The 17672-nt window shown below is 72.6% G+C and carries 13 protein-coding genes, 2 pseudogenes and 1 riboswitch; of the genes and pseudogenes, 7 read left to right on the plus strand and 8 right to left on the minus strand.

Going from position 1 to position 17672, the window contains the following annotated elements; translation table 11 throughout:
* Window positions 1–30 precede the first annotated feature (30 nt).
* From KIF24_RS02160 to KIF24_RS02185, 7 genes and pseudogenes are all read right to left on the minus strand, one after another.
* Window positions 31–543 carry a hypothetical protein gene (locus KIF24_RS02160; RefSeq protein ID WP_221082531.1) on the minus strand — a complete coding sequence of 171 codons (513 nt, stop codon included), beginning with the start codon at window positions 541–543 and terminating at the stop codon, window positions 31–33.
* Between the two features lie 41 nt (window positions 544–584).
* On the minus strand, window positions 585–1361 hold the full coding sequence (locus tag KIF24_RS02165; protein WP_221082532.1) for a GTP-binding protein: 777 nt from the start codon (window positions 1359–1361) through the stop codon (window positions 585–587).
* A pseudogene (locus tag KIF24_RS02170) lies at window positions 1339–1820 on the minus strand (DUF742 domain-containing protein). Before KIF24_RS02170 ends, KIF24_RS02165 begins: the two are co-directional and overlap by 23 nt.
* Window positions 1817–2287 (minus strand): roadblock/LC7 domain-containing protein, encoded by a 471-nt coding sequence (locus KIF24_RS02175; RefSeq protein ID WP_221082533.1) that lies wholly within the window; start codon window positions 2285–2287, stop codon window positions 1817–1819. Before KIF24_RS02175 ends, KIF24_RS02170 begins: the two are co-directional and overlap by 4 nt.
* A complete protein-coding gene (locus KIF24_RS32075) occupies window positions 2284–2535 on the minus strand; it encodes a hypothetical protein (RefSeq protein ID WP_230414801.1) in 252 nt (83 codons plus the stop codon). Before KIF24_RS32075 ends, KIF24_RS02175 begins: the two co-directional genes overlap by 4 nt.
* Entirely contained in the window at window positions 2490–4844 is a 2355-nt protein-coding gene (locus tag KIF24_RS02180) for a sensor histidine kinase (protein WP_230414803.1), read from the minus strand. Before KIF24_RS02180 ends, KIF24_RS32075 begins: the two co-directional genes overlap by 46 nt.
* Complete coding sequence (locus KIF24_RS02185; protein ID WP_221082534.1) at window positions 4831–6018, minus strand: hypothetical protein; 1188 nt, start codon at window positions 6016–6018, stop codon at window positions 4831–4833. Before KIF24_RS02185 ends, KIF24_RS02180 begins: the two co-directional genes overlap by 14 nt.
* A gap of 369 nt (window positions 6019–6387) precedes the next feature.
* Here KIF24_RS02185 and KIF24_RS02190 point away from each other — a divergent pair, with 369 nt between their 5' ends.
* Both KIF24_RS02190 and KIF24_RS02195 read left to right on the plus strand, forming a co-directional pair.
* The gene (locus KIF24_RS02190; protein ID WP_221082535.1) at window positions 6388–9255 is read left to right on the plus strand and encodes an alpha/beta fold hydrolase; all 2868 of its coding nucleotides are present in this window, start codon (window positions 6388–6390) and stop codon (window positions 9253–9255) included.
* Window positions 9255–10154 carry an ABC transporter permease gene (locus KIF24_RS02195; RefSeq protein WP_221082536.1) on the plus strand — a complete coding sequence of 300 codons (900 nt, stop codon included), beginning with the start codon at window positions 9255–9257 and terminating at the stop codon, window positions 10152–10154. The genes KIF24_RS02190 and KIF24_RS02195 overlap by 1 nt, the downstream gene beginning before the upstream one ends.
* Window positions 10155–10256: 102 nt before the next feature.
* Here KIF24_RS02195 and KIF24_RS02200 read toward each other — a convergent pair whose 3' ends face one another.
* The gene (locus KIF24_RS02200) at window positions 10257–10955 is read right to left on the minus strand and encodes a DUF4232 domain-containing protein (protein ID WP_221082537.1); all 699 of its coding nucleotides are present in this window, start codon (window positions 10953–10955) and stop codon (window positions 10257–10259) included.
* Between the two features lie 405 nt (window positions 10956–11360).
* On the opposite strand from KIF24_RS02200, the gene KIF24_RS02205 reads away from it, so the two are divergent.
* From KIF24_RS02205 to paaN, 5 genes and pseudogenes are all read left to right on the plus strand, one after another.
* Complete coding sequence (locus KIF24_RS02205; RefSeq protein ID WP_221082538.1) at window positions 11361–11810, plus strand: DoxX family protein; 450 nt, start codon at window positions 11361–11363, stop codon at window positions 11808–11810.
* Between the two features lie 327 nt (window positions 11811–12137).
* Window positions 12138–12273, plus strand: a riboswitch (SAM riboswitch).
* Between the two features lie 10 nt (window positions 12274–12283).
* Entirely contained in the window at window positions 12284–13570 is a 1287-nt protein-coding gene (gene thrC / locus KIF24_RS02210) for a threonine synthase (protein ID WP_221082539.1), read from the plus strand.
* A gap of 248 nt (window positions 13571–13818) precedes the next feature.
* Window positions 13819–14838, plus strand: coding sequence for a GNAT family N-acetyltransferase (locus KIF24_RS02215; protein ID WP_221082540.1), 1020 nt, complete (start codon window positions 13819–13821; stop codon window positions 14836–14838).
* Window positions 14839–14891: 53 nt separating this feature from the next.
* Window positions 14892–15910: pseudogene (locus KIF24_RS02220) on the plus strand (N-acetyltransferase family protein).
* 52 nt (window positions 15911–15962) lie between these two features.
* On the plus strand, window positions 15963–17636 hold the full coding sequence (gene paaN, locus KIF24_RS02225; protein ID WP_221082541.1) for a phenylacetic acid degradation protein PaaN: 1674 nt from the start codon (window positions 15963–15965) through the stop codon (window positions 17634–17636).
* Window positions 17637–17672 lie beyond the last annotated feature (36 nt).

Consider the following 17672-nt stretch of genomic DNA (forward strand, 5'->3'; position numbering starts at 1 on the left):
CCCTAGTCGGCCCGGTCATGCCTCGTCCGGTCAGGCCGGTGGCTCCTCCCCGGTGAGCAGGGACGGGTCGCGGCGGATCAGTTCGGCCAGCCGGGCCGCCGGGTCCGCGCTCACGTCCTGGGCGGAGGACCAGCCGGGTACGGTGTTGGCCGACATCGGCCAGGCCGGCGGCGGCGTGGCGGGCTGCGCGGTCACCGTCACCGCCTGGTCGACCCAGGCCACCCTCAGGTCGTACGCCTGCCCGTCGTGCTCGACCCGGGCGGTGACGGCCGACCCCGGATGTGCCGCGACGGCCACGCGCAGCGCCTCGGCGACCTCCTCCACCACGTGCCGGGGCGGTGCCTCGTGGGCCGGCTCGTGGGTGCCGGCCCAGCCGGGCCCCGCGTTGCGGCCGTCGGCCCGGCGTTCCCCGAAGCCGGGCGCCCGGTCCGGCTGTGGCCCGGACGGCTCCCCGGTCGCCGTGGCCGGTTCCGTAGACCGTCGGCGCAGCGCCTCCTCGCGCCGGCGCATCCGGGCCAGGGTCTCGTCCAGTCCGCCTCTCATCCGCCTCACCCCTTCCCACGAGGGGCCGCGAGCCGGTCGGCTCAGGCCCGCTTCTCCCGGGTGGCCCGGTCCAGCGCACGGTCCAGGACGACCAGCAGGGCGTCCCGCACCGAGAGCCGGTCCCTGGCGTCGAACTGCACCAGGGGTACATGTTCGCCGATCGCGAGGGCCCACCGGATCGCACCGAGATCGTGCGCCAGCCGGCCGTCGAAGGCGTTCACCCCGACCACGAAGGGCAGACCGGCCCGTTCGAAGAAGTCGATCGCCGGGTAGCAGTCGTCCAGCCGGGCGCTGTCGACCACCACCAGCGCGCCGAGCGCGCCCCGGGCCAGGTCGTCCCACATGAAGCCGAAGCGGGTCTGGCCCGGTGTGCCGAACAGGTACAGCTTCAGGCTGCGATCGATGGTGACGCAGCCGAAGTCCATCGCCACCGTGGTGGTGGTCTTCCCGGAGCGCTGTCCCGGGTCGTCGACGCCGATCCCGGCGGTGGTCATCTCCGCCTCGGTGGTCAGCGGGGCGATCTCCGAGATCGAGCCCACGGTGGTCGTCTTGCCGACCCCGAAGCCACCGGCCACCAGGATCTTGACCGGGATCGGCGGTGCGGCGCGCGGTGTGCCGGTAGCCGCGGGGGTCGCGGCCGGCGGCCGGTACGGCAGTGGTGCCGCCGGTGGATGGACCGGCGGTGGTGCCGGTGGTGGGGTGGCCCGTCCGATGGACGGCGGGGTCGGTGCCGGGCCGCCGTAGCGGGCTGCGGCGCTGTTGGCGGCGAGCGCGCCCGATGGGGCGACCGGCCAGTCAGGAGATTGCACGGAGTCCATCAATCACTCGCAGGATGACGTCGGGGTCGAGGGCCTCGTCGGCGTCGGTGACGTGTACGTCCAGCTGGCCGGCGGCCCGCAGGTCGCCGACCAGAACCCGGGTCACGCCGAAGTGCAACCGGGTCCGGGCGGAGATCTCGGCAACCGAGATCGGCTCACCGCAGAGCGCCACGATCGCCTGGAGTTCCGGGGTCAGCCGGGCGGCCGTGACGCTCCACGGTTCGGTGGTCGGCCGGGCGGTCACCTGGGTCTCCAGGCCGATCGTGGGTCGGCGCCGGCCACCCGGCCGGCGGTGAGCACGAAAGGGCGTGGCCCGGACGGCCCGGCCACCTCGGGCTCCGACCCGATCGCCGCCGGTGCGTCCGCCGGACCGGCGGGGCCGGTCGGGGAACACTCACGCAGGTACGGCCGGATCCGGACCACCGGCTCCTGCTCCGCACCGGCGGCGTCGGGGTTCATTGCTGTACGGAGTTCTTGAGTTCGACGATCAGACGCGGGGTGAGCGCACCACCGGCTCGACCGGCGAAGAGGGTCATCTCGTAGGCGACGGTGCCCAGATTGGCCGACCGGTCGGCGACCACGCCGAGCACCGAACCACTGCTGATCGCGCTGATCAACAGGTAGCCCTCGGCCATGTCCACCACGACCCGGTTCAGCCCGCCCAGCGCGTACCAGCTGGCGGCACCGCCGGCCAGGCTGGTCATACCCGACACGACCGCGGCGAGGCGCTCCGCGTTGGACCGGTCCTTGATCGCGGACATGGCCATCAGCAGCCCGTCCGATGACACGGCGATCGCCTCCAGCACGCCGGCGGTACCCGAGGTGAAGGAATCCAGCAGCCAGTTGAAGGTGCGTGCCTCGGGGCTGAGGTCACCGGCCGGATGACTCTGATGGTCGAGGTTCTCGTGTACGTGCGGGCTGGTCACCGTGGCGTTCCTTCTTCGTCGCTGCGGTCGGTACGGACGTCGCGCAGAGCCCGGGCGACGCCCGTCTCGAACGCGTTGATGCGATCGCGGACCTCGGCCGGGTCGCCCGGGTCCTGGATGAGCGGTTGCTGCGGGAGTTGCGCGATCAGGTTCGCCCCCGGCACCCGCCGGGACAGCTGCGGGCCGGCGGATGCCGGCTCGGTCAGCTGCGGAAGCGCCCCGGCCCGGCTCTGCTCGGCCCGGCGCACCCCCGACTCGAACTCCTCGACCGCCGCGCGAGCGGCGGTCGGATCGGCGCCGGTGGCGTCCACCGGACCCGCCCGCGGTGCCGTGCCCGGCAGGCTGGCCCCGGGGACCCGCTGCCTGACTCCCGGCATCGGGCCGGGCGGACCGGTCCGCACCGGCGAGACCTGCGACGGCACCGCGGTGGCCGGGTCGGCCCCGGCCGGCTCCGCGACGGCCGCCGGCGCGGCGTCCGGACTCGTGGCGAAGGCGTCCCAGGACTCGGACAACTCCAGGCTCTCGGTGGCCCGGCTGAGCAGCTTCGGGTCGAACCCGGGTAGCGCCGCCGGGTCGGTTGCCGGCCGGGCCGGGCCGAGCACCGCAAGCGCGTCCCCGGCACGGCCACCGGTTCGGGCTGGTGCCGGATCGGCAGGGCGGCTGCGGGGGCGGACCTGCCGAGCGGCAGCCCGGCCTGCTCGGGCGTCCCGACGACCAGCGACGACCGCGAGATCCGCAGGTCGGCGGTGACCCCGCCACCGGGGGTGGCGGAGAGGCCGACCGCCCACCCGTGCCGGCGGGCCAGCCGACCCACCACGAACAGTCCGAGCACCTCGGTCGGGGCGAGGTCCAGCCGTTCCCGCCGGGTGAGCCGGGCGTTCTCGTCCGCCAGCCGGGCCTCGGTCATGCCGATCCCGTGGTCCACCACCGTCAGGCGTGCACCGTCCTCGGTGAGTTCGCCGCCGACCAGCACCCGGGCGTGCGGCGGGGAGAAGACGGTGGCGTTCTCCATGAGTTCGGCGAGCGCCAGCACCAGATCGCCGACGATCGCCGGTGCCGCCGCGACCTCGGTCGGAACCCGTACGTCGACCCGGGTGTAGTCCTCGATCTCACCGAGGGCCAGGCGGACCACGTCGGCCAGCGGAACCGGCGCGACGTGCGCGACGTCGCCCGTCGCGCCGGAGAGCACCACGAGGTTGCCCGCGCTGCGCCGCAGGCGGCTGGAGATGTGGTCGAGCCGGTACAGGTCCTCCAGCCGCCCCGGCTCGGTCTCCTGTTGCTCCAACCGGTCGATCAGGGCGATCTGACGACCGACCAGGTTCTGGGTGCGTCGACCGACGTGGCCGAACATCTGAGCGACGTTGCGGCGGCTCGCCGCCTGCCGTTCCACCAGCCGGGCGGCCGTGCTCTGCACCCGCTCGAAGGCCCGGGCCAGGTCGCCGATCTCGTCCCGGGCGCGCACCTCGACCGGGTCGAGGTGAACCGGCTGGGCGTTGTCCGTCTCGTCGTCGGCCACCCGCACCAGTTCGGACTCGGCGACCCGGGCCACCCGGTCGGCGGAGCGGGTGAGCCGGGTCAGCGGTCCGGTCACCGTGCGACCGATGGCCAGGGCGAGCAGCACGACGACGACCAGGATCAGCGCGACCAGGACCGTCACCCAGTACGCGCCGGCCAGCGCCGCCTGTCGTTGGGCGCGGACCTCGGCGGTGACGTCGGCGACCAGCTTCTTCTCCACGAACTGACCTAGCGTGATCAGCGAGGAGATGGTCGGGAAGAGGGCCTGCACCGGCGTCCCGGCCACCGCGCCCACCGGGTCCAGGGTGCTCTGCTGGAGGAACTCCGGGCTGGTCCGGGCGTCCACCGCGGTCTGTTCGATGGTCACCAGCGCCTGCTGCTCGGGGGTGAGCAGGCCGAGCATCTTGTCGCTCTCCGACTGGAGGGTGGCCATGTTGGCCACGAAGGCGGTGGCGAGCTGTGGGTTCGGCGACGCGGCGACCAGCACGATCAGGGCGCCGCCACTGCTGAGTCCTTCGCTCTTGCGCAGGATGCTGTCCAGCGCCAGCACCTGCCGGCCGGCCGAGGTGCGGGTGTCCACGTCGTAGGGCAGCCGCAACGAGTCGATCAGGGCCAGGTGAACCGGCCCGTAGGCGCCGATGACCTGCGCAGGTGCGGCCTGTCCCGCCAACACCGCCGTCCGGACCTCGGCGAGCTGCTTGACGCCGTCGACCGCCCTGCCCACCTCGACCGGCAGTTCGTCGTCGAACCTGGCACGCAGATCGACGATCTGGTCGTCCACCTCCGCGATCTCCTGCACCAGTTCGCTGCGCTGGACCTGCCCGAGCAACAGGCCGATGGCGAGCATCCGTTCCCGCTGGAGGTGTTGGAGCAGCGTGCCGACCCGGCTGGCGACCTGGACGGTGCTGTCGATCTCGCCCGCCCGCTGGGCCACACCGACCCGCTCCCAGACCACCGGAAGGGTCAGCCCGAGCATGCAGAGCAGCGGGATGATCACAAGGAGGGTGAGCTTGCCCCGGATCCGGAGCCTACCGAGCAGCATCGAAGGGCCTCCACCGGTCCGGCTCGTGGACCTGTCCGGTCGGCTGGAACGCCGGTGGCTGCTCGCCTGCCGGACGCACCGCCGTCGGCTCCCACCCGGCGCCGGTGAGCGTGGGCGGCTCGACGAGCCCGTTGCCGGCCGATCCGATCGTGGGGACGGCGTTCCTCGGCCGGGACACCCAGCCGGTCACCGCGAGGGTGACCAGGAGCAGGCCGGCGACGCCCCCGGCGCCGAGGATCAGCAGGCCCTCCCGGTCCATCCGGTCGATGCGGTCCGCCAGCAGCCGGTCGATCTCGTCGAGGAGGACCGGCTGGAGCTGCCTCGCGGCCTGTTGCGCCTCGTTCCGGGCCGCGAGGAGCCGGGTCGTGTCGACCGTCCCCGCCCGGTCCACCGGCTGGGAGTGCAGCGCCATCGCCTCGACCGCCCGCTGGTAGGCGTCGAAGGGGGTGAGCACGGTCGCGCCCAGATCGGCGCTTTCCGATCGGTCTACCACGGCCCGAAGGTTGTTGGCCAGGTCGTTGGCCGGTTGGAGAGTGGCGCTGCGGAGGGTGGCCAGCTGGCTGAGGGAGGCGATCCGGTCGCCGGCGGGCCGCCGGCTGATCAGCACGGCCAGGTCGGTGAGCCGCCCGGCGGCCACCACCGCCTCCGGCATCTCCTCCCCGACCCCGTCCTGCAGGAAGTACGAGTCGGGGCCGGAGTCGCGGATCAGGCCGGAGGATTCGCGTATCCTGCCGTGCAGGGCCAGCAGCAGGTCGGTGACCTCCCCGTACACGGTGAAGGCGACTTCCGGGTCGGCCAGTGAGCGCTCGGGCAGCGCCTCCAGCTTCGCCCGTAGCCCGGCCCACCGCTCGCTGCTGCTCAGCTCGCTGCCGATGCGGGCATCGACCGTCGCGGCTCGCTCCACCGCCCGATCCAGGGTGTCCCGGCGCAGCGAGCGGCCGGTCACGGCGGCGCTCTGGGCGTCGACCAGGGCGTCGGTCACCGGGCCGAGGGCGCGAAGATACTCGACGCCGAGTCGTTCCCGTTCGACGACGTCGCGGTCGGTGTCGATGAGCCGGTGGGCCTGCACGACGAGGAACGCCACCGGCAGCAGCAGCGCGGTGGCGAGTAGCAACGGCAACAGCCGGCCCGGTGTCCTGGGCCGGCGACGGACCCGCGGAGCGGGAACGGTCATGATTGTCTCCTCCGGCGGTGGCGCGGGTTCCCCGACGGTGTCGACGAGCCGGTCCCGTGCGTCGGACCGGAAAACTAATCGAAGCGGGATGGCCTGGTATCGATCTGAGACGGTCAGGTTTGCGTCACTTCGAGCGAAGTAACTCGTACCCGTCAATGTGGTCACCTTCAGTGTCGTTGCTGGAGGTGATAGGCGAACTTGGGCATGGATTCCGATGAAAGGGATGAATTTCCACGATGCGAAGTTGTCCCAAAGGTTCGCCCACCGACGATGTGCGGTCGACCTTCCGGCGAAGCCGATCGGCCAGCCAGAACGGACGTACGGCGGATCTCAGCTAATACTCAGGATCCGGGCCGTACCGTGTGCCGAATGAGATCGCCGATCCCGGCCGCACGAATCCGACGTGCCCTGCCCACCGGTCGCCGGGCCATCGTCGCCTCGGTGGCCGTGGCCCTGCTGGCGGTGGCCGTGGTCTGGGCGATCTGGCCGGACCGGCCGGGCTTCCGCACCGAGTCCGCGATGCTCACGGTCCGGTCCGGCCCGAACGGCGACGAGCCGGTCGACCTCGACACCACGTTGTACCTCCCGCGTGACGCCGCCGCCGGCCGGCAGGTTCCGGCGGTGCTGCTCGCCCACGGCTTCGGCGGCACCAAGAACTCGGTCCGCACCGACGCCGAGGACCTGGCCGACCGGGGCTACGCCGTGCTGACCTGGACGGCCCGGGGCTTCGGCCGCAGCGGCGGCCGGATTCACCTGGACAGTCCCGACCACGAGGTACGCGATGCCCAGCGGCTGCTGGACTGGCTGGCGGGCCGCCCGGAGGTCCGCACGGACGCGGCCGGTGACCCCCGGGTCGGGGTGGTCGGAGGCTCCTACGGCGGTGCCCTGGCGCTCCTGCTCGCCGCCCAGGATCAACGGGTGGACGCGATCGTTCCCATGATCACCTGGAACGACCTGTCCCGTGCCTTCCTGCCCGAGAACAGCGGCGGGGATCCGACCCAAGGGGTCTTCAAGTCCGGCTGGGCCGGCATCTTCTTCGGCGGGGGAGGAAACGTCGGCTCCGGACCGGCCGGGATCTCCGGCAGCACCGCCGAGGCACCCGAGGGTGCTCCCGCCCCCGGACCGCCCAGCCCGGCGCCGGGACAGGGGCCGGGGACAGCACCGGGCGCCCCGACGGGCAGCGTCCCGGCCGACCCCTCCTGCGGCCGGTTCGCCGCCGACATCTGCGCCGCGTACCTGCGCATCGCCGCCGCCGGCCGGGCCGACCAGGCCGCGGTGGACCTGCTGCGGCGCTCCAGCCCGGCCGGCGTGCTGGACCGGATCGAGGCACCCACGCTGCTGGTGCAGGGCGCGGCGGACACCCTCTTCCCGCTCGGCGAGGCCGACGCCAACGCCCGCGGCATCGCCGCGAACGGCACGCCGGTCCGGGTCGCCTGGTTCACCGGCGGCCACGACGGCGGTGCGGGGCCGCAGAGCGACTCCGACCGGGTGAAGTTCCTGACCGCCCAGTGGCTCGACCACTACGTCGCGGGCGACGGCGACGCACCGGCGGACACCTTCACCTTCTCCCGGATCGCCGGCTTCGACGCGATGGACCGAGGACTGGTCGCGACCGGCTACCGCACGGCCGACTACCCGGGCCTGGCCGGCGAGTCCCGGCGGGAGGTGTCGCTGGCCGGGCCGCCGCAGCGGGTGGCGAGCCCGCCCCGGGGAAATCCGGCCGCCATCTCGTCCGTGCCCTTCGCCGGCTCGCTGAGTTCGCTGCTCGGTGGGGTCGCCGGCGACATCCCCGGGCAGCATGCCCGGTTCGAGTCGCAGCCGCTGGCCGAGGCCGTGGACATCGTCGGGTCGCCCACCGTGCCGGTCCGGGCCGCCTCGGCCAGCGGCGAGGCGGTCCTCTTCGTCAAGCTCTACGACGTCGACGAGGAGGGTGCCGCCACCCTACCCAGCGGGCTGATCGCCCCGATCCGGCTGGCCGACCTGCCCGCCACGATCGACGCCGCCCAGCCGGTCACCGTCACCCTGCCGGCGATCGTGCACCGGGTCGAGGCCGGGCACCGGCTCCGGCTGGTCGTCGCCACCTCCGACCAGGCGTACACCTCCCCGATCGAGCCGAGCGTGCACACGGTCGTGGTCGGGGACGCGCGGTTGAGCCTGCCCACGGTCGACGGCGACCCCATCCCCACCGAGGCGGCGCTCTGGCGCTGGGTGCTGGCCGGGCTGCTCGCCGCGATCGTGGTCGGGCTCGTCGTGCTCGTGGCCGTGCTGCGCCTGCGGCACCGCCGTCAGGACACCTCCGTGCATCCGGCGTACGCGGACACCCCGCTGGCCGTGCGCCACCTGCGCAAGGAGTACGCCGACGGCTTCGTCGCGGTCTCCGAGGTCGACTTCGAGGTGCACCCCGGTCAGGTGGTCGGCCTGCTCGGGCCGAACGGTGCCGGCAAGACGACCACCCTGCGGGTGCTGATGGGGCTGACCCAGCCGACCGCGGGTGAGATCTACGTCTTCGGACACCGGCTGGTGCCGGGTTCGCCCGTGCTGTCGAGGATCGGTTCGCTGGTCGAGGGCCCCGGCTTCCTGCCGCACCTGACCGGCCTGGAGAACCTGAGGGCGTACTGGCGGGCTACCGGCCGGCCGGCGGCCGACGCCCGCTTCGAGCAGGCGCTGGAGATCGCCGGCCTGGGCAGCTCGGTGCATCGGCCGGTACGCAAGTACAGCCACGGCATGCGGCAGCGGCTGGCCATCGCCCAGGCGATGCTCGGCCTGCCGGATCTGCTGGTGCTCGACGAGCCGACCGACGGGCTGGACCCGCCGCAGATCGCCGAGATGCGTCGGGTGCTCAAGCGGTACGCCACCGACGGCCGGGCGGTATTGGTCTCCAGTCACCTGTTGGCCGAGGTGGAGCAGACCTGCACCCACGCCGTGGTGGTCAACAAGGGCCGGATCGTGGCCTCCGGGCCGGTGGAGGAGATCGTCGGCGACTCGCCCAGCGTGCTGTTCGAGGTGAGCGACCCGGCGGCGGCCCGGGGGGTGCTCGACGGTTTCGGCGGCGTACGCGTGCTCGACGACGACGCCGGGCACCTGGTGGTGGACACCAACGGCACCGCCCGCAGCGAGGTGGTCGCCGAGCTGGTCCGGGCCGGGATCGGAGTGGACCGGGTGGTGCCCCGGCGCCGCCTGGAGGACGCCTTCCTCGCTCTGGTGGGCGAGAACTCTCGGGGAAGCGGGGACCGGTGATGGCGGGATCGACTGTCGAGCCGACGCGGAGCACGGCCGGGGCGGAAGCCTCGGGGGCGGCGGCCGGCTACCGGCCGTCGCGGACGTTGCCGTTCGGCGCGGAGTTCCGCCGGCAGGCGTCGCGGCGGCGCACCCAGCTGGCGCTCGGCTTCATGGTGCTGCTGCCGCTGATCATCCTGATCGCGTTCCAGTTCGACTCCAACGACGACGACAACGGCGGGGGCGAGTTCGGCAGCCTCATCGACCTCGCCACCTCCGGCGGACTCAACTTCACCCTCTTCACGATCTTCGTGTCGGCCTCGTTCCTGCTGGTCGTGGTGGTGGCGCTGTTCTGCGGCGACACGGTGGCCAGCGAGGCGAGCTGGGGGAGCCTGCGCTACCTGCTGGCGATACCGGTGCCCCGGGCCCGGCTGCTCACGGTGAAGCTGGTGGTCGCGCTCGCGTACTCGGCGTCGGCTCTGGTGCTGCTCGCCGGCACGGCGCTGCTGATCGGGACCCTCCGCTACGGCTGGTCGCCGCTGCGCAGCACGGTCGCCGCGCAGCTGGAGCCGGCCGAGGGGCTGCTCCGCCTGCTCGCGGTGCTCGGCTACCTGGCGGTCGTCCTGCTGGTGGTCGCCGGCCTGGCGTTCCTGCTGTCGGTGCTCACGGACGCGGCCCTCGGCGCGGTGGGGGGCGCGGTGCTGCTGTGGATCCTGTCCAGCATCCTGGACCAGATCACCGCGCTCGGCGCGATCCGGTCGTTCCTACCGACCCACTACAGCACCGCCTGGCTGGGGCTGCTCTCCACGCCGGTGCAGACCGACGACATCGTCCGGGGCTCGGTCTCCGCGATCTGCTACGCCACCGTTTTCTGGGGGCTGGCCTTCTGGCGCTTCACCCGCAAGGACATCACCAGCTGAGGGCGTCGCCGCCGCGGCTGCTCCGGCCGGTCACCGCCACCGGTCCGGGCCCTGTCGAGCTGAGCCGTTCGCGCTGTCGGCCGTAGGGCGCGGAGCATCCGGTCAGAGCAGCGGGACCGCCGTGGTGGGCGGCGGGGTCGGCGATTCGGGGATCGGCCGGGGCGTGGTCGGCTCGCGCTTCTTCCAGGCGCTCACCCCGAGCCGGTCGGTGTTGCCCAGGTCGATCCGTCCCTGGATGGCCACGTCCTGGGCGGGGCGACCCGGCAGCGGGGCGACCGCGAGGTGCTCGGCGTTGGTCGCGACGACGGTCGGGTCGTCGACCAGGTTGCGCCAGAGCAGGGCGGTGCCGGCTGCCTCGCCGGGGGCCAGGACCAGCGGCCGGGGCGGGTCGTCGAAGCCGGAGGTGATCCCCTTCGCGCCGTCGATCACGCGAACCGGAATCGGGTTGCCGTCGGCGTCCCGGAGCTGTGGCGCCGGGTAACCGTTCAGCCGGTAGGGGCGGTCGCCGCAGTTGACGAGTTCCACGCCCATCGCCCGCAGACCCATCGCCGCGCTGACGCCGAGATACGTCATCCGGACACCCGAGTCGGGACAGGCGGCCGGCGGGTCGGCCATCGCCGGCGGCAGGACGTCGGGTGCGGCGGGCGGCTGAGCCGGGGCCGGAGGACGGTCCACCGGGCTGCCGGGCACATCGGCCGGCGCACAGCCGCCGAGCAGCACGATCCCGGCGAGCGCGAGCGTGAGCCGTCGGTGGTTTCCCGCCGGCACCCCGCCGTGGCGCTCTGCTGTTGCCCCTGGCATCCGGGCATCATCGCACCGACCGCAGGCCGCCGTGGATTCCCACCCGGCGCCGTGGCATCCGAGCCGCCGTCCGTCACCACCACCACTGCTGCCGTCGCCGTCGCTGCCGCCTTGGTGTCGAAGGGCGGCAGGTCGAACTCGTTTGAGATCTTGGACAGTTCCTGTCAGCGGCTGACGGGAACTGTCCAAGATCTGCGTGTGGCCGGACTGTGCGGTCTTTCGGCGAGTCGTGGTCGGATCGGCGGCGCGCGGTTGCGGGATGCGGCGTTGCGGGTGCAACCGCTTTCCGAAAGTTTCGGCCGCTGAAAGGAGGTTGGGAGCGTTCCCACTAGAAGGGAAATCATCGACAATGATCTTTTTGGCTCCGCATTCTGGTGCCATCGTCCAACTGCAACGGAGGTATCGATGCGTGCTGACCGGTTCGGCGGACCGGCCCTGTCCCTCTTCCGCATGGTGATCGGCCTGCTCTTTCTCTGTCACGGCCTGGCGTCGTTGTTCGGCGTCTTCGGCGGCGCCCGCGGCAGCGGCGAACCCGTCCCCCTCGGGCAGTGGCCCGGTTGGTGGGCGGCCCTGATTCAGGCCCTCTGTGGTGCCCTGGTGTTCGCCGGGCTCTTCACCCGGCCGGCAGCGTTGCTGGCATCGGGCTCGATGGCCTACGCGTACTTCGTGGTCCACCAGCCGGAGGCACTGCTGCCGCTGCGCAACCAGGGTGAGCTGTCCGTACTCTTCTGCTGGTCGTTCTTGCTGATCGCGGTGCTCGGCCCGGGCACCTGGGCGCTGGACACCCTGCGGCGGCAGCGCGGCGTCGAGGCGATCGATCTCGACGCGGGCGCGCCAAGCTCCGTGCCGGCCTGACGGTGGCCCCTCAGCGGCACCGGGGCACGCGACGGTGCCGCTGAGACGTGGCCGTGCACCCGGACCGGTTGCGGCCGGCAAGCGTCTGGACCGGCGCCCGGCAAGCGTCTGGATCGGCGCCCGGCAAGCGTCTGGATCGGCGCCCGGACCGGCGCACCGCAAGCGTCCGAACCGGCCGCACGCCTGCCCGGCCGCACGCCTGGCGAACGGCCGTACCACCCTGGGCACAGGACCACCCGGGGTACAAGCAGGTGCAATTGCTCACAGGCTGAGATTGGCGGGGGACGGGCCCGGCGGGATTGCCTAGACTCGGCGACACAACTGCATACCTCATCCAGAGGGGCTGAGGGATACGGCCCGACGACGCCCCGGCAACCACCCCGCCCGCTCATCGTTGAGTGTTCGGCGAGGCAGGTGCCAATTCCGTCCCCGTCGCAGGGTGCGATGCGGGGAAAGATGAGAGGACTCTCGACATGACGTCGACGCTCGCCCCGTCCGGCATCGACACCGCCGCCAGCCCCGCCCGCGCCCTGGTCTGTCGCGCCTGTTCGACCCGCTACCCACTCGTCGCCCAGCACGCCTGCTACGAGTGTTTCGGCCCGCTGGAGGTCGACTACGACGCCGCCGCGCTGGCCGCCGTGACCCGCGCTCAGATCGAGGCCGGGCCGCAGAACATCTGGCGCTACGCGGCCCTGCTCCCCGCCGGCCAGGACCCGACCTCCCGGGTCACCCTCGACCCCGGGCTCACCCCGCTGATCGCCGCCCCGCACCTCGCCGCCGAGCTGGGCATCACCGCGCCGCTGTGGGTCAAGGACGACAGCGCCAACCCGACCCACTCGTTCAAGGACCGGGTGGTCTCGGTGGCGCTGACCGCTGCCCGGGCGCTCGGCTTCTCCCGGTTCGCCTGCGCCTCCACCGGCAACCTGGCCAACTCGGTCGCCGCGCACGCGGCCCGGGTGGGGGTGCCGTCGGTGGTCTTCATCCCCGGCGACCTGGAGCAGGGCAAGATCGTCACCAGCGCGGTCTACGGTGGCGACCTGGTCGCGATCGACGGCTCGTACGACGACGTGAACCGGCTCTGCGGCGAGCTGGTGGAGACCGACGAGTTCGAGGACACGGCGTTCGTCAACGTCAACGTCCGGCCGTACTACGCGGAGGGCTCGAAGACGCTCGGCTACGAGGTCGCCGAGCAGCTCGGCTGGCGGATCCCGGCCCAGGTGGTCATCCCGATGGCCTCCGGCGAGCTGCTCACCAAGATTGACAAGGCGTTCAGCGAACTGGTCGAGATCGGTCTGGTCGAGGCGCCGGCCGCCGGCTGGAAGGTCTTCGGTGCGCAGTCGGCCGGGTGTAACCCGATCGCTACCGCCCTGCACGCCGGCAGCGACGCCATCACCCCGGTCAAGCCGACCGGGATCGCGAAGTCGCTAAACATCGGCGACCCGGCCGCCGGTCCGTACGCCCTCGAAGCGGTGCGCCGCACCGACGGCTGGATGGATTTCGCCGACGACGACGAGATCCGCGCCGGTGTCCGCCTGCTGGCGCGTACCACCGGGGTCTTCGCGGAGACGGCCGGCGGGGTGACGGTGGCGGTGCTGCGCAAGCTGGTCGAGTCCGGCCGGCTGGACCCGGCGGCCGAGACGGTCGTGTTCAACACCGGTGAGGGCCTCAAGACGCTCGACGCGGTCGCCGGCGAGGTGGGGCCCACCCACCGGATCAAGCCGTCGCTGCGGGCCGCTCGCGACGCCGGTCTCCTCGGCTGAGCCGCGCGGGACCGATCCGCCGGGTAACTGGGTTTTCGCGGTGAGTGCGGAAAACACGCCGCCGGGGACTTGACGGCAGGAATCGGACGGCGCAAGATGCTCCGTGCGGGAGGGCGTTTCGCCGTAGACTTTGAGTCTTTACGACCCAGCGCCGGAGGCGTTGTGCGATCGTCCCTCCCGACCAACGTCCGAGCGGGCCAGCGGAAAATCGCTGGCCCGCTCGTCTGTCTCTGCCGCACGCTGCCCGCATGACCATCACCGTCACCCCCTTCGGGCCCGCCGACGAGACCGCGGTCGAGCAGGCCTACCGGATCGGGTCGGCGTACGTCGCCGCCGACCTGCCCGACTTCCCGCCCTTCTGCCGGCAACGGTTCACGGGGATGATGAACCATCCGATGCCGGGCAGCGGGCCGGTGCGCCTGCTGGCCCACCTCGACGGCGAGCCCGCCGGTTACCTCCTGCTCGACCTGCCGCAACTGGACAACACCGAGAACGCCTCCGCCGAGCTGGTGGTGCACCCGGAGTGCCGCCGGCGGGGAGTGGGCCGGGCGCTGGTCGAGCACGCCCTCGGCGTGCTGCGCGCGCAGGGGCGTAAGCGGGTGAGCGCGATGAGCCTGGCGCACCTGCCCGGCGCGCCCGACCGCCCCTCGGTGGCCGCCGCCTTCGCTGCGGTCTTCGGTGCGGTCGACGCCCTGCCCGACATTCGGCGCCGACTGAACATCGCCGATCTCGACCAGGCGAAACTGGACTCGCTGCTGGTCGACGCCCGGGCCCGGGCGGCCGGTTACCAGGTGCTGCACTGGCGCGGAGGCACTCCCGAGGAGTTCGCCGCCGACGTGGCGTATCTCGACGGACGGCTGCTGGAGGACGCGCCAATGGGTGACCTGGCGTGGGAACCGGAGCAGGTCGACGCGGAGCGGCTGCGCGGCACGGACCTGGCGCTGGAGGCGCGCGGCAGGCGGCGCTACCACGTCGGCGTGCGCCACGAGACGTCCGGCCGGTTGGTCGCGTGGACGCTGCTGGACGTCGGGCCGTCGGCGGACTGGCACGCCTTACAGCAGATCACCATCGTCGACCCGGAGCACCGGGGACACCGGCTCGGCCTGCTCGCCAAGATCGAGAATCTGCGGCACCTGCTCGCGTACGAGCCCGCCGTCCGGGCGATCGACACCTTCAACGCCGGCAGCAACGATCACATGATTGCGATCAACGAGCAGTTGGGCTTCCGGTCCATGGACCGGTGGAGCAACTGGCAGGTGGCGCTGTGACGGTCCGGAAGACCGATGGCGGCGGTCAGCGGGCGGCGGGCAGGCTCGCGACCATGGGCATCGCCGTGACGCCGTACGAACCCGCCGACGAGACCGCGCTCGACGCGGCGTACCGGGTCGTCTGCGCGGCGCTGACCACGGACCTGCCCGACCTGCCGGTGGGCGACCGGGCCGAGTTCGGCCTCGACGCCGCACATCCGCCCTACGGCAGCGTCGTTTACCGGGCGTTGGCCCGGCGGGACGGCGTGCCGGCCGGGCACCTGCGGATGCGGCTGCCCCAGCTGGAGAACACCGGCAACGCCACCGTCGAGCTGATGGTCGACCCGGCCCACCGGCGGCAGGGGGTGGGCCGGGCGTTACTGGCGTACGCCCGGCGGGTGGCCGCCGAGCACGGCCGCGCGCGGCTGATCGGTGAGACGGCCGGCGCGCTGCCCGGTGAGCCGGCGCGGAGGTGCCCGGCGCGGCCTTCGCGGCGGCGGTCGGGGCGCAGGCCGCGCTGGCCGAGGTCCGGCGCCGGCTGGACGTCGGCCGGCTCGACCACGCGGCTCTGACCGCGCTGCACGAGACCGCTCGCGGGCGGGCCGCCGGCTACCGGATGGTGGCGTGGCGGGGCCCGGTCCCCGAGGCGTACGTCCCCGACGTGGCCCGGCTGGAGGGCCGGCTGCTCACCGACGCGCCGACCGGTGATCTCGCCATCGAGGCCGAGAAGGTGGACGCCGCACGGATCCGGGAGGCCGAGCGGATCCGGGCCGCGCGCGGCCGGCGCGACCACCACGTGGGCGCGGTGCACGAGGCGACCGGCCGGCTGGTCGCCTGGACGATGATCGACAGGGGCCCGTCGACGCCGTGGCACGCCTGGCAGGAGATCACGATCGTCGATCCGGCGCATCGGGGGCACCGCCTCGGCCTGCTCGTCAAGGTCGAGAACCTGCGGCATGCGCTGGCGCACGAGCCGGCGCTGACCGTGATCGACACCTGGAACGCGGCGGCCAACGACCACATGATCACTATCAACGAACAACTCGGCTACCACCCCGTCGACGCCTGGACGGACTGGCAGCTGACGCTCTGAGTTGTGACACGCCCCTACTGATCTGGTGCCCTTCTGTTGCATGATGGCGGGCATGACGGACACCCCGCACCCCCTTTACGACAGGCACGCCGAGACCCTCAACCGTGCGCTGACCGCGATCACGGAGCGCGGGTACTGGTCCGCCTACCCGGAGTCACCCAGCCCGCGGGTGTACGGCGAGACCGCCGCCGCCGACGGCAAGGCCGCCTACGAGGCGTACCTGGGCGGCGACTTCCCGCTCGACCAGCCGGGCGACGGCGACCGGCTGGCCACCGAGACCAGCCCGTTCGGCGTCGCGCTGAACGTGCGCTATCCGCACGCCACCCCGGACCAGCTCGTCGCCGCCGCGTCCGCCGCGCTGCCCGCCTGGCGCGACGCCGGCCCGCAGGCGCGGGCGGGCGTCTGCCTGGAGATCCTGGACCGGCTGCACCGGAACGTCTTCGAGCTGGCCAACGCGGTGCAGTTCACCAGCGGCCAGGCGTTCGTGATGGCCTTCCAGGCCGGCGGGGCCCACGCACTCGATCGTGCGCTGGAGTCGGTCGCCTACGCCTACGCCGAGATGACCCGGCACCCGGGCGCCGCCGGCTGGGAGAAGCCCGCCGGCAAGGGCGACCCGCTGCGGATGACCAAGACGTTTCACGTGGTGCCCCGGGGAGTCGCCCTGGTCGTCGCCTGCAACACCTTCCCGACCTGGAACTCGTACCCGGGACTGTTCGCCTCGCTGGTCACCGGCAACCCGGTGGTGGTCAAGCCGCACCCGCGCGCCGTGCTACCGCTGGCCATCACGGTTCGGTACGCCCGCGAGGTGCTCGCCGAGGCCGGCTTCGACCCGAACCTGGTGCTGCTCGCCCCCGAGGCCCCCGGCGAGCGGTTGGCCTCCACGCTGGCCCTGCATCCGGCGGTCAGGATCGTCGACTTCACCGGTTCCACCGAGTACGGCGACTGGCTGGAGGCCAACGCCCGGCAGGCGTCGGTGTACACCGAGAAGGCGGGCCTGAACACGGTGGTGGTCGATTCGACCGACGACTTCGCCGGGATGTGCCGCAACCTGGGCTTCACGCTGACGCTCTACAGCGGCCAGATGTGCACCACCTCGCAGAACATCCTCATCCCCCGCGGCGGGATCGACACCGACCAGGGGCACAAGAGCTTCGACGAGGTGGCCGCCGGGATCGCCGCGGCGATCGGCAAACTCACCGCCGACCCGGCCCGCGGTGTGGAGCTGACCGGTGCGATCGTCAACGACGGCGTGCTGGAGCGCCTGGACGAGGTCACCAAGGTCGGCCAGCCGGTGTTGGAGTCACGGGTCGTCGAGCACCCGTCGTTCCCGGACGCCGTCGTGCGTACGCCGACCATCGTCAAGCTGGACGCCGACGACACCGCGACCTACGCGCGGGAGTGGTTCGGGCCGATCTCCTTCGCCATCGCGACCGACTCCACCGCGCACAGCCTTGAGATCCTGCGCTCGACCGTGCGGGAGAAGGGTGCACTCACGGCGGCGGTCTACTCCACCGAAGAGGCGGTGCTGGACGCCACCGAGAAGGCCGCGATCGAGGTCGGGGTGCACCTGTCCGGCAACCTCACCGGCGGCGTCTTCGTGAACCAGTCGGCGGCCTTCTCCGACTTCCACGGCAGCGGCGCGAACGCGGCGGCGAATGCGGCGTTGACCGATGGCGCGTACGTCGCCAACCGCTTCCGCATCGTGCAGAGTCGCCGGCACAGCTGAGAGCTGGGCGCGGGTTTGCGGGTGGGGCGAGGCGCC

The sequence above is a fragment of the Micromonospora tarapacensis genome (genome assembly GCF_019697375.1).
GTDB classification, from domain to species: Bacteria; Actinomycetota; Actinomycetes; order Mycobacteriales; family Micromonosporaceae; genus Micromonospora; species Micromonospora tarapacensis.

Coding starts and splice junctions, on each gene's coding strand:
- KIF24_RS02160 (WP_221082531.1), bottom strand. CDS start 543: ATGAGAGGCGGACTGGACGAGACCCTGGCCCGGATGCGCCGGCGCGAG.
- KIF24_RS02165 (WP_221082532.1), bottom strand. CDS start 1,361: ATGGACTCCGTGCAATCTCCTGACTGGCCGGTCGCCCCATCGGGCGCG.
- KIF24_RS02180 (WP_230414803.1), bottom strand. CDS start 4,844: ATGCTGCTCGGTAGGCTCCGGATCCGGGGCAAGCTCACCCTCCTTGTG.
- KIF24_RS02185 (WP_221082534.1), bottom strand. CDS start 6,018: ATGACCGTTCCCGCTCCGCGGGTCCGTCGCCGGCCCAGGACACCGGGC.
- KIF24_RS02190 (WP_221082535.1), top strand. CDS start 6,388: ATGAGATCGCCGATCCCGGCCGCACGAATCCGACGTGCCCTGCCCACC.
- KIF24_RS02195 (WP_221082536.1), top strand. CDS start 9,255: ATGGCGGGATCGACTGTCGAGCCGACGCGGAGCACGGCCGGGGCGGAA.
- KIF24_RS02200 (WP_221082537.1), bottom strand. CDS start 10,955: ATGCCAGGGGCAACAGCAGAGCGCCACGGCGGGGTGCCGGCGGGAAAC.
- KIF24_RS02205 (WP_221082538.1), top strand. CDS start 11,361: ATGCGTGCTGACCGGTTCGGCGGACCGGCCCTGTCCCTCTTCCGCATG.
- thrC (WP_221082539.1), top strand. CDS start 12,284: ATGACGTCGACGCTCGCCCCGTCCGGCATCGACACCGCCGCCAGCCCC.
- KIF24_RS02215 (WP_221082540.1), top strand. CDS start 13,819: ATGACCATCACCGTCACCCCCTTCGGGCCCGCCGACGAGACCGCGGTC.
- paaN (WP_221082541.1), top strand. CDS start 15,963: ATGACGGACACCCCGCACCCCCTTTACGACAGGCACGCCGAGACCCTC.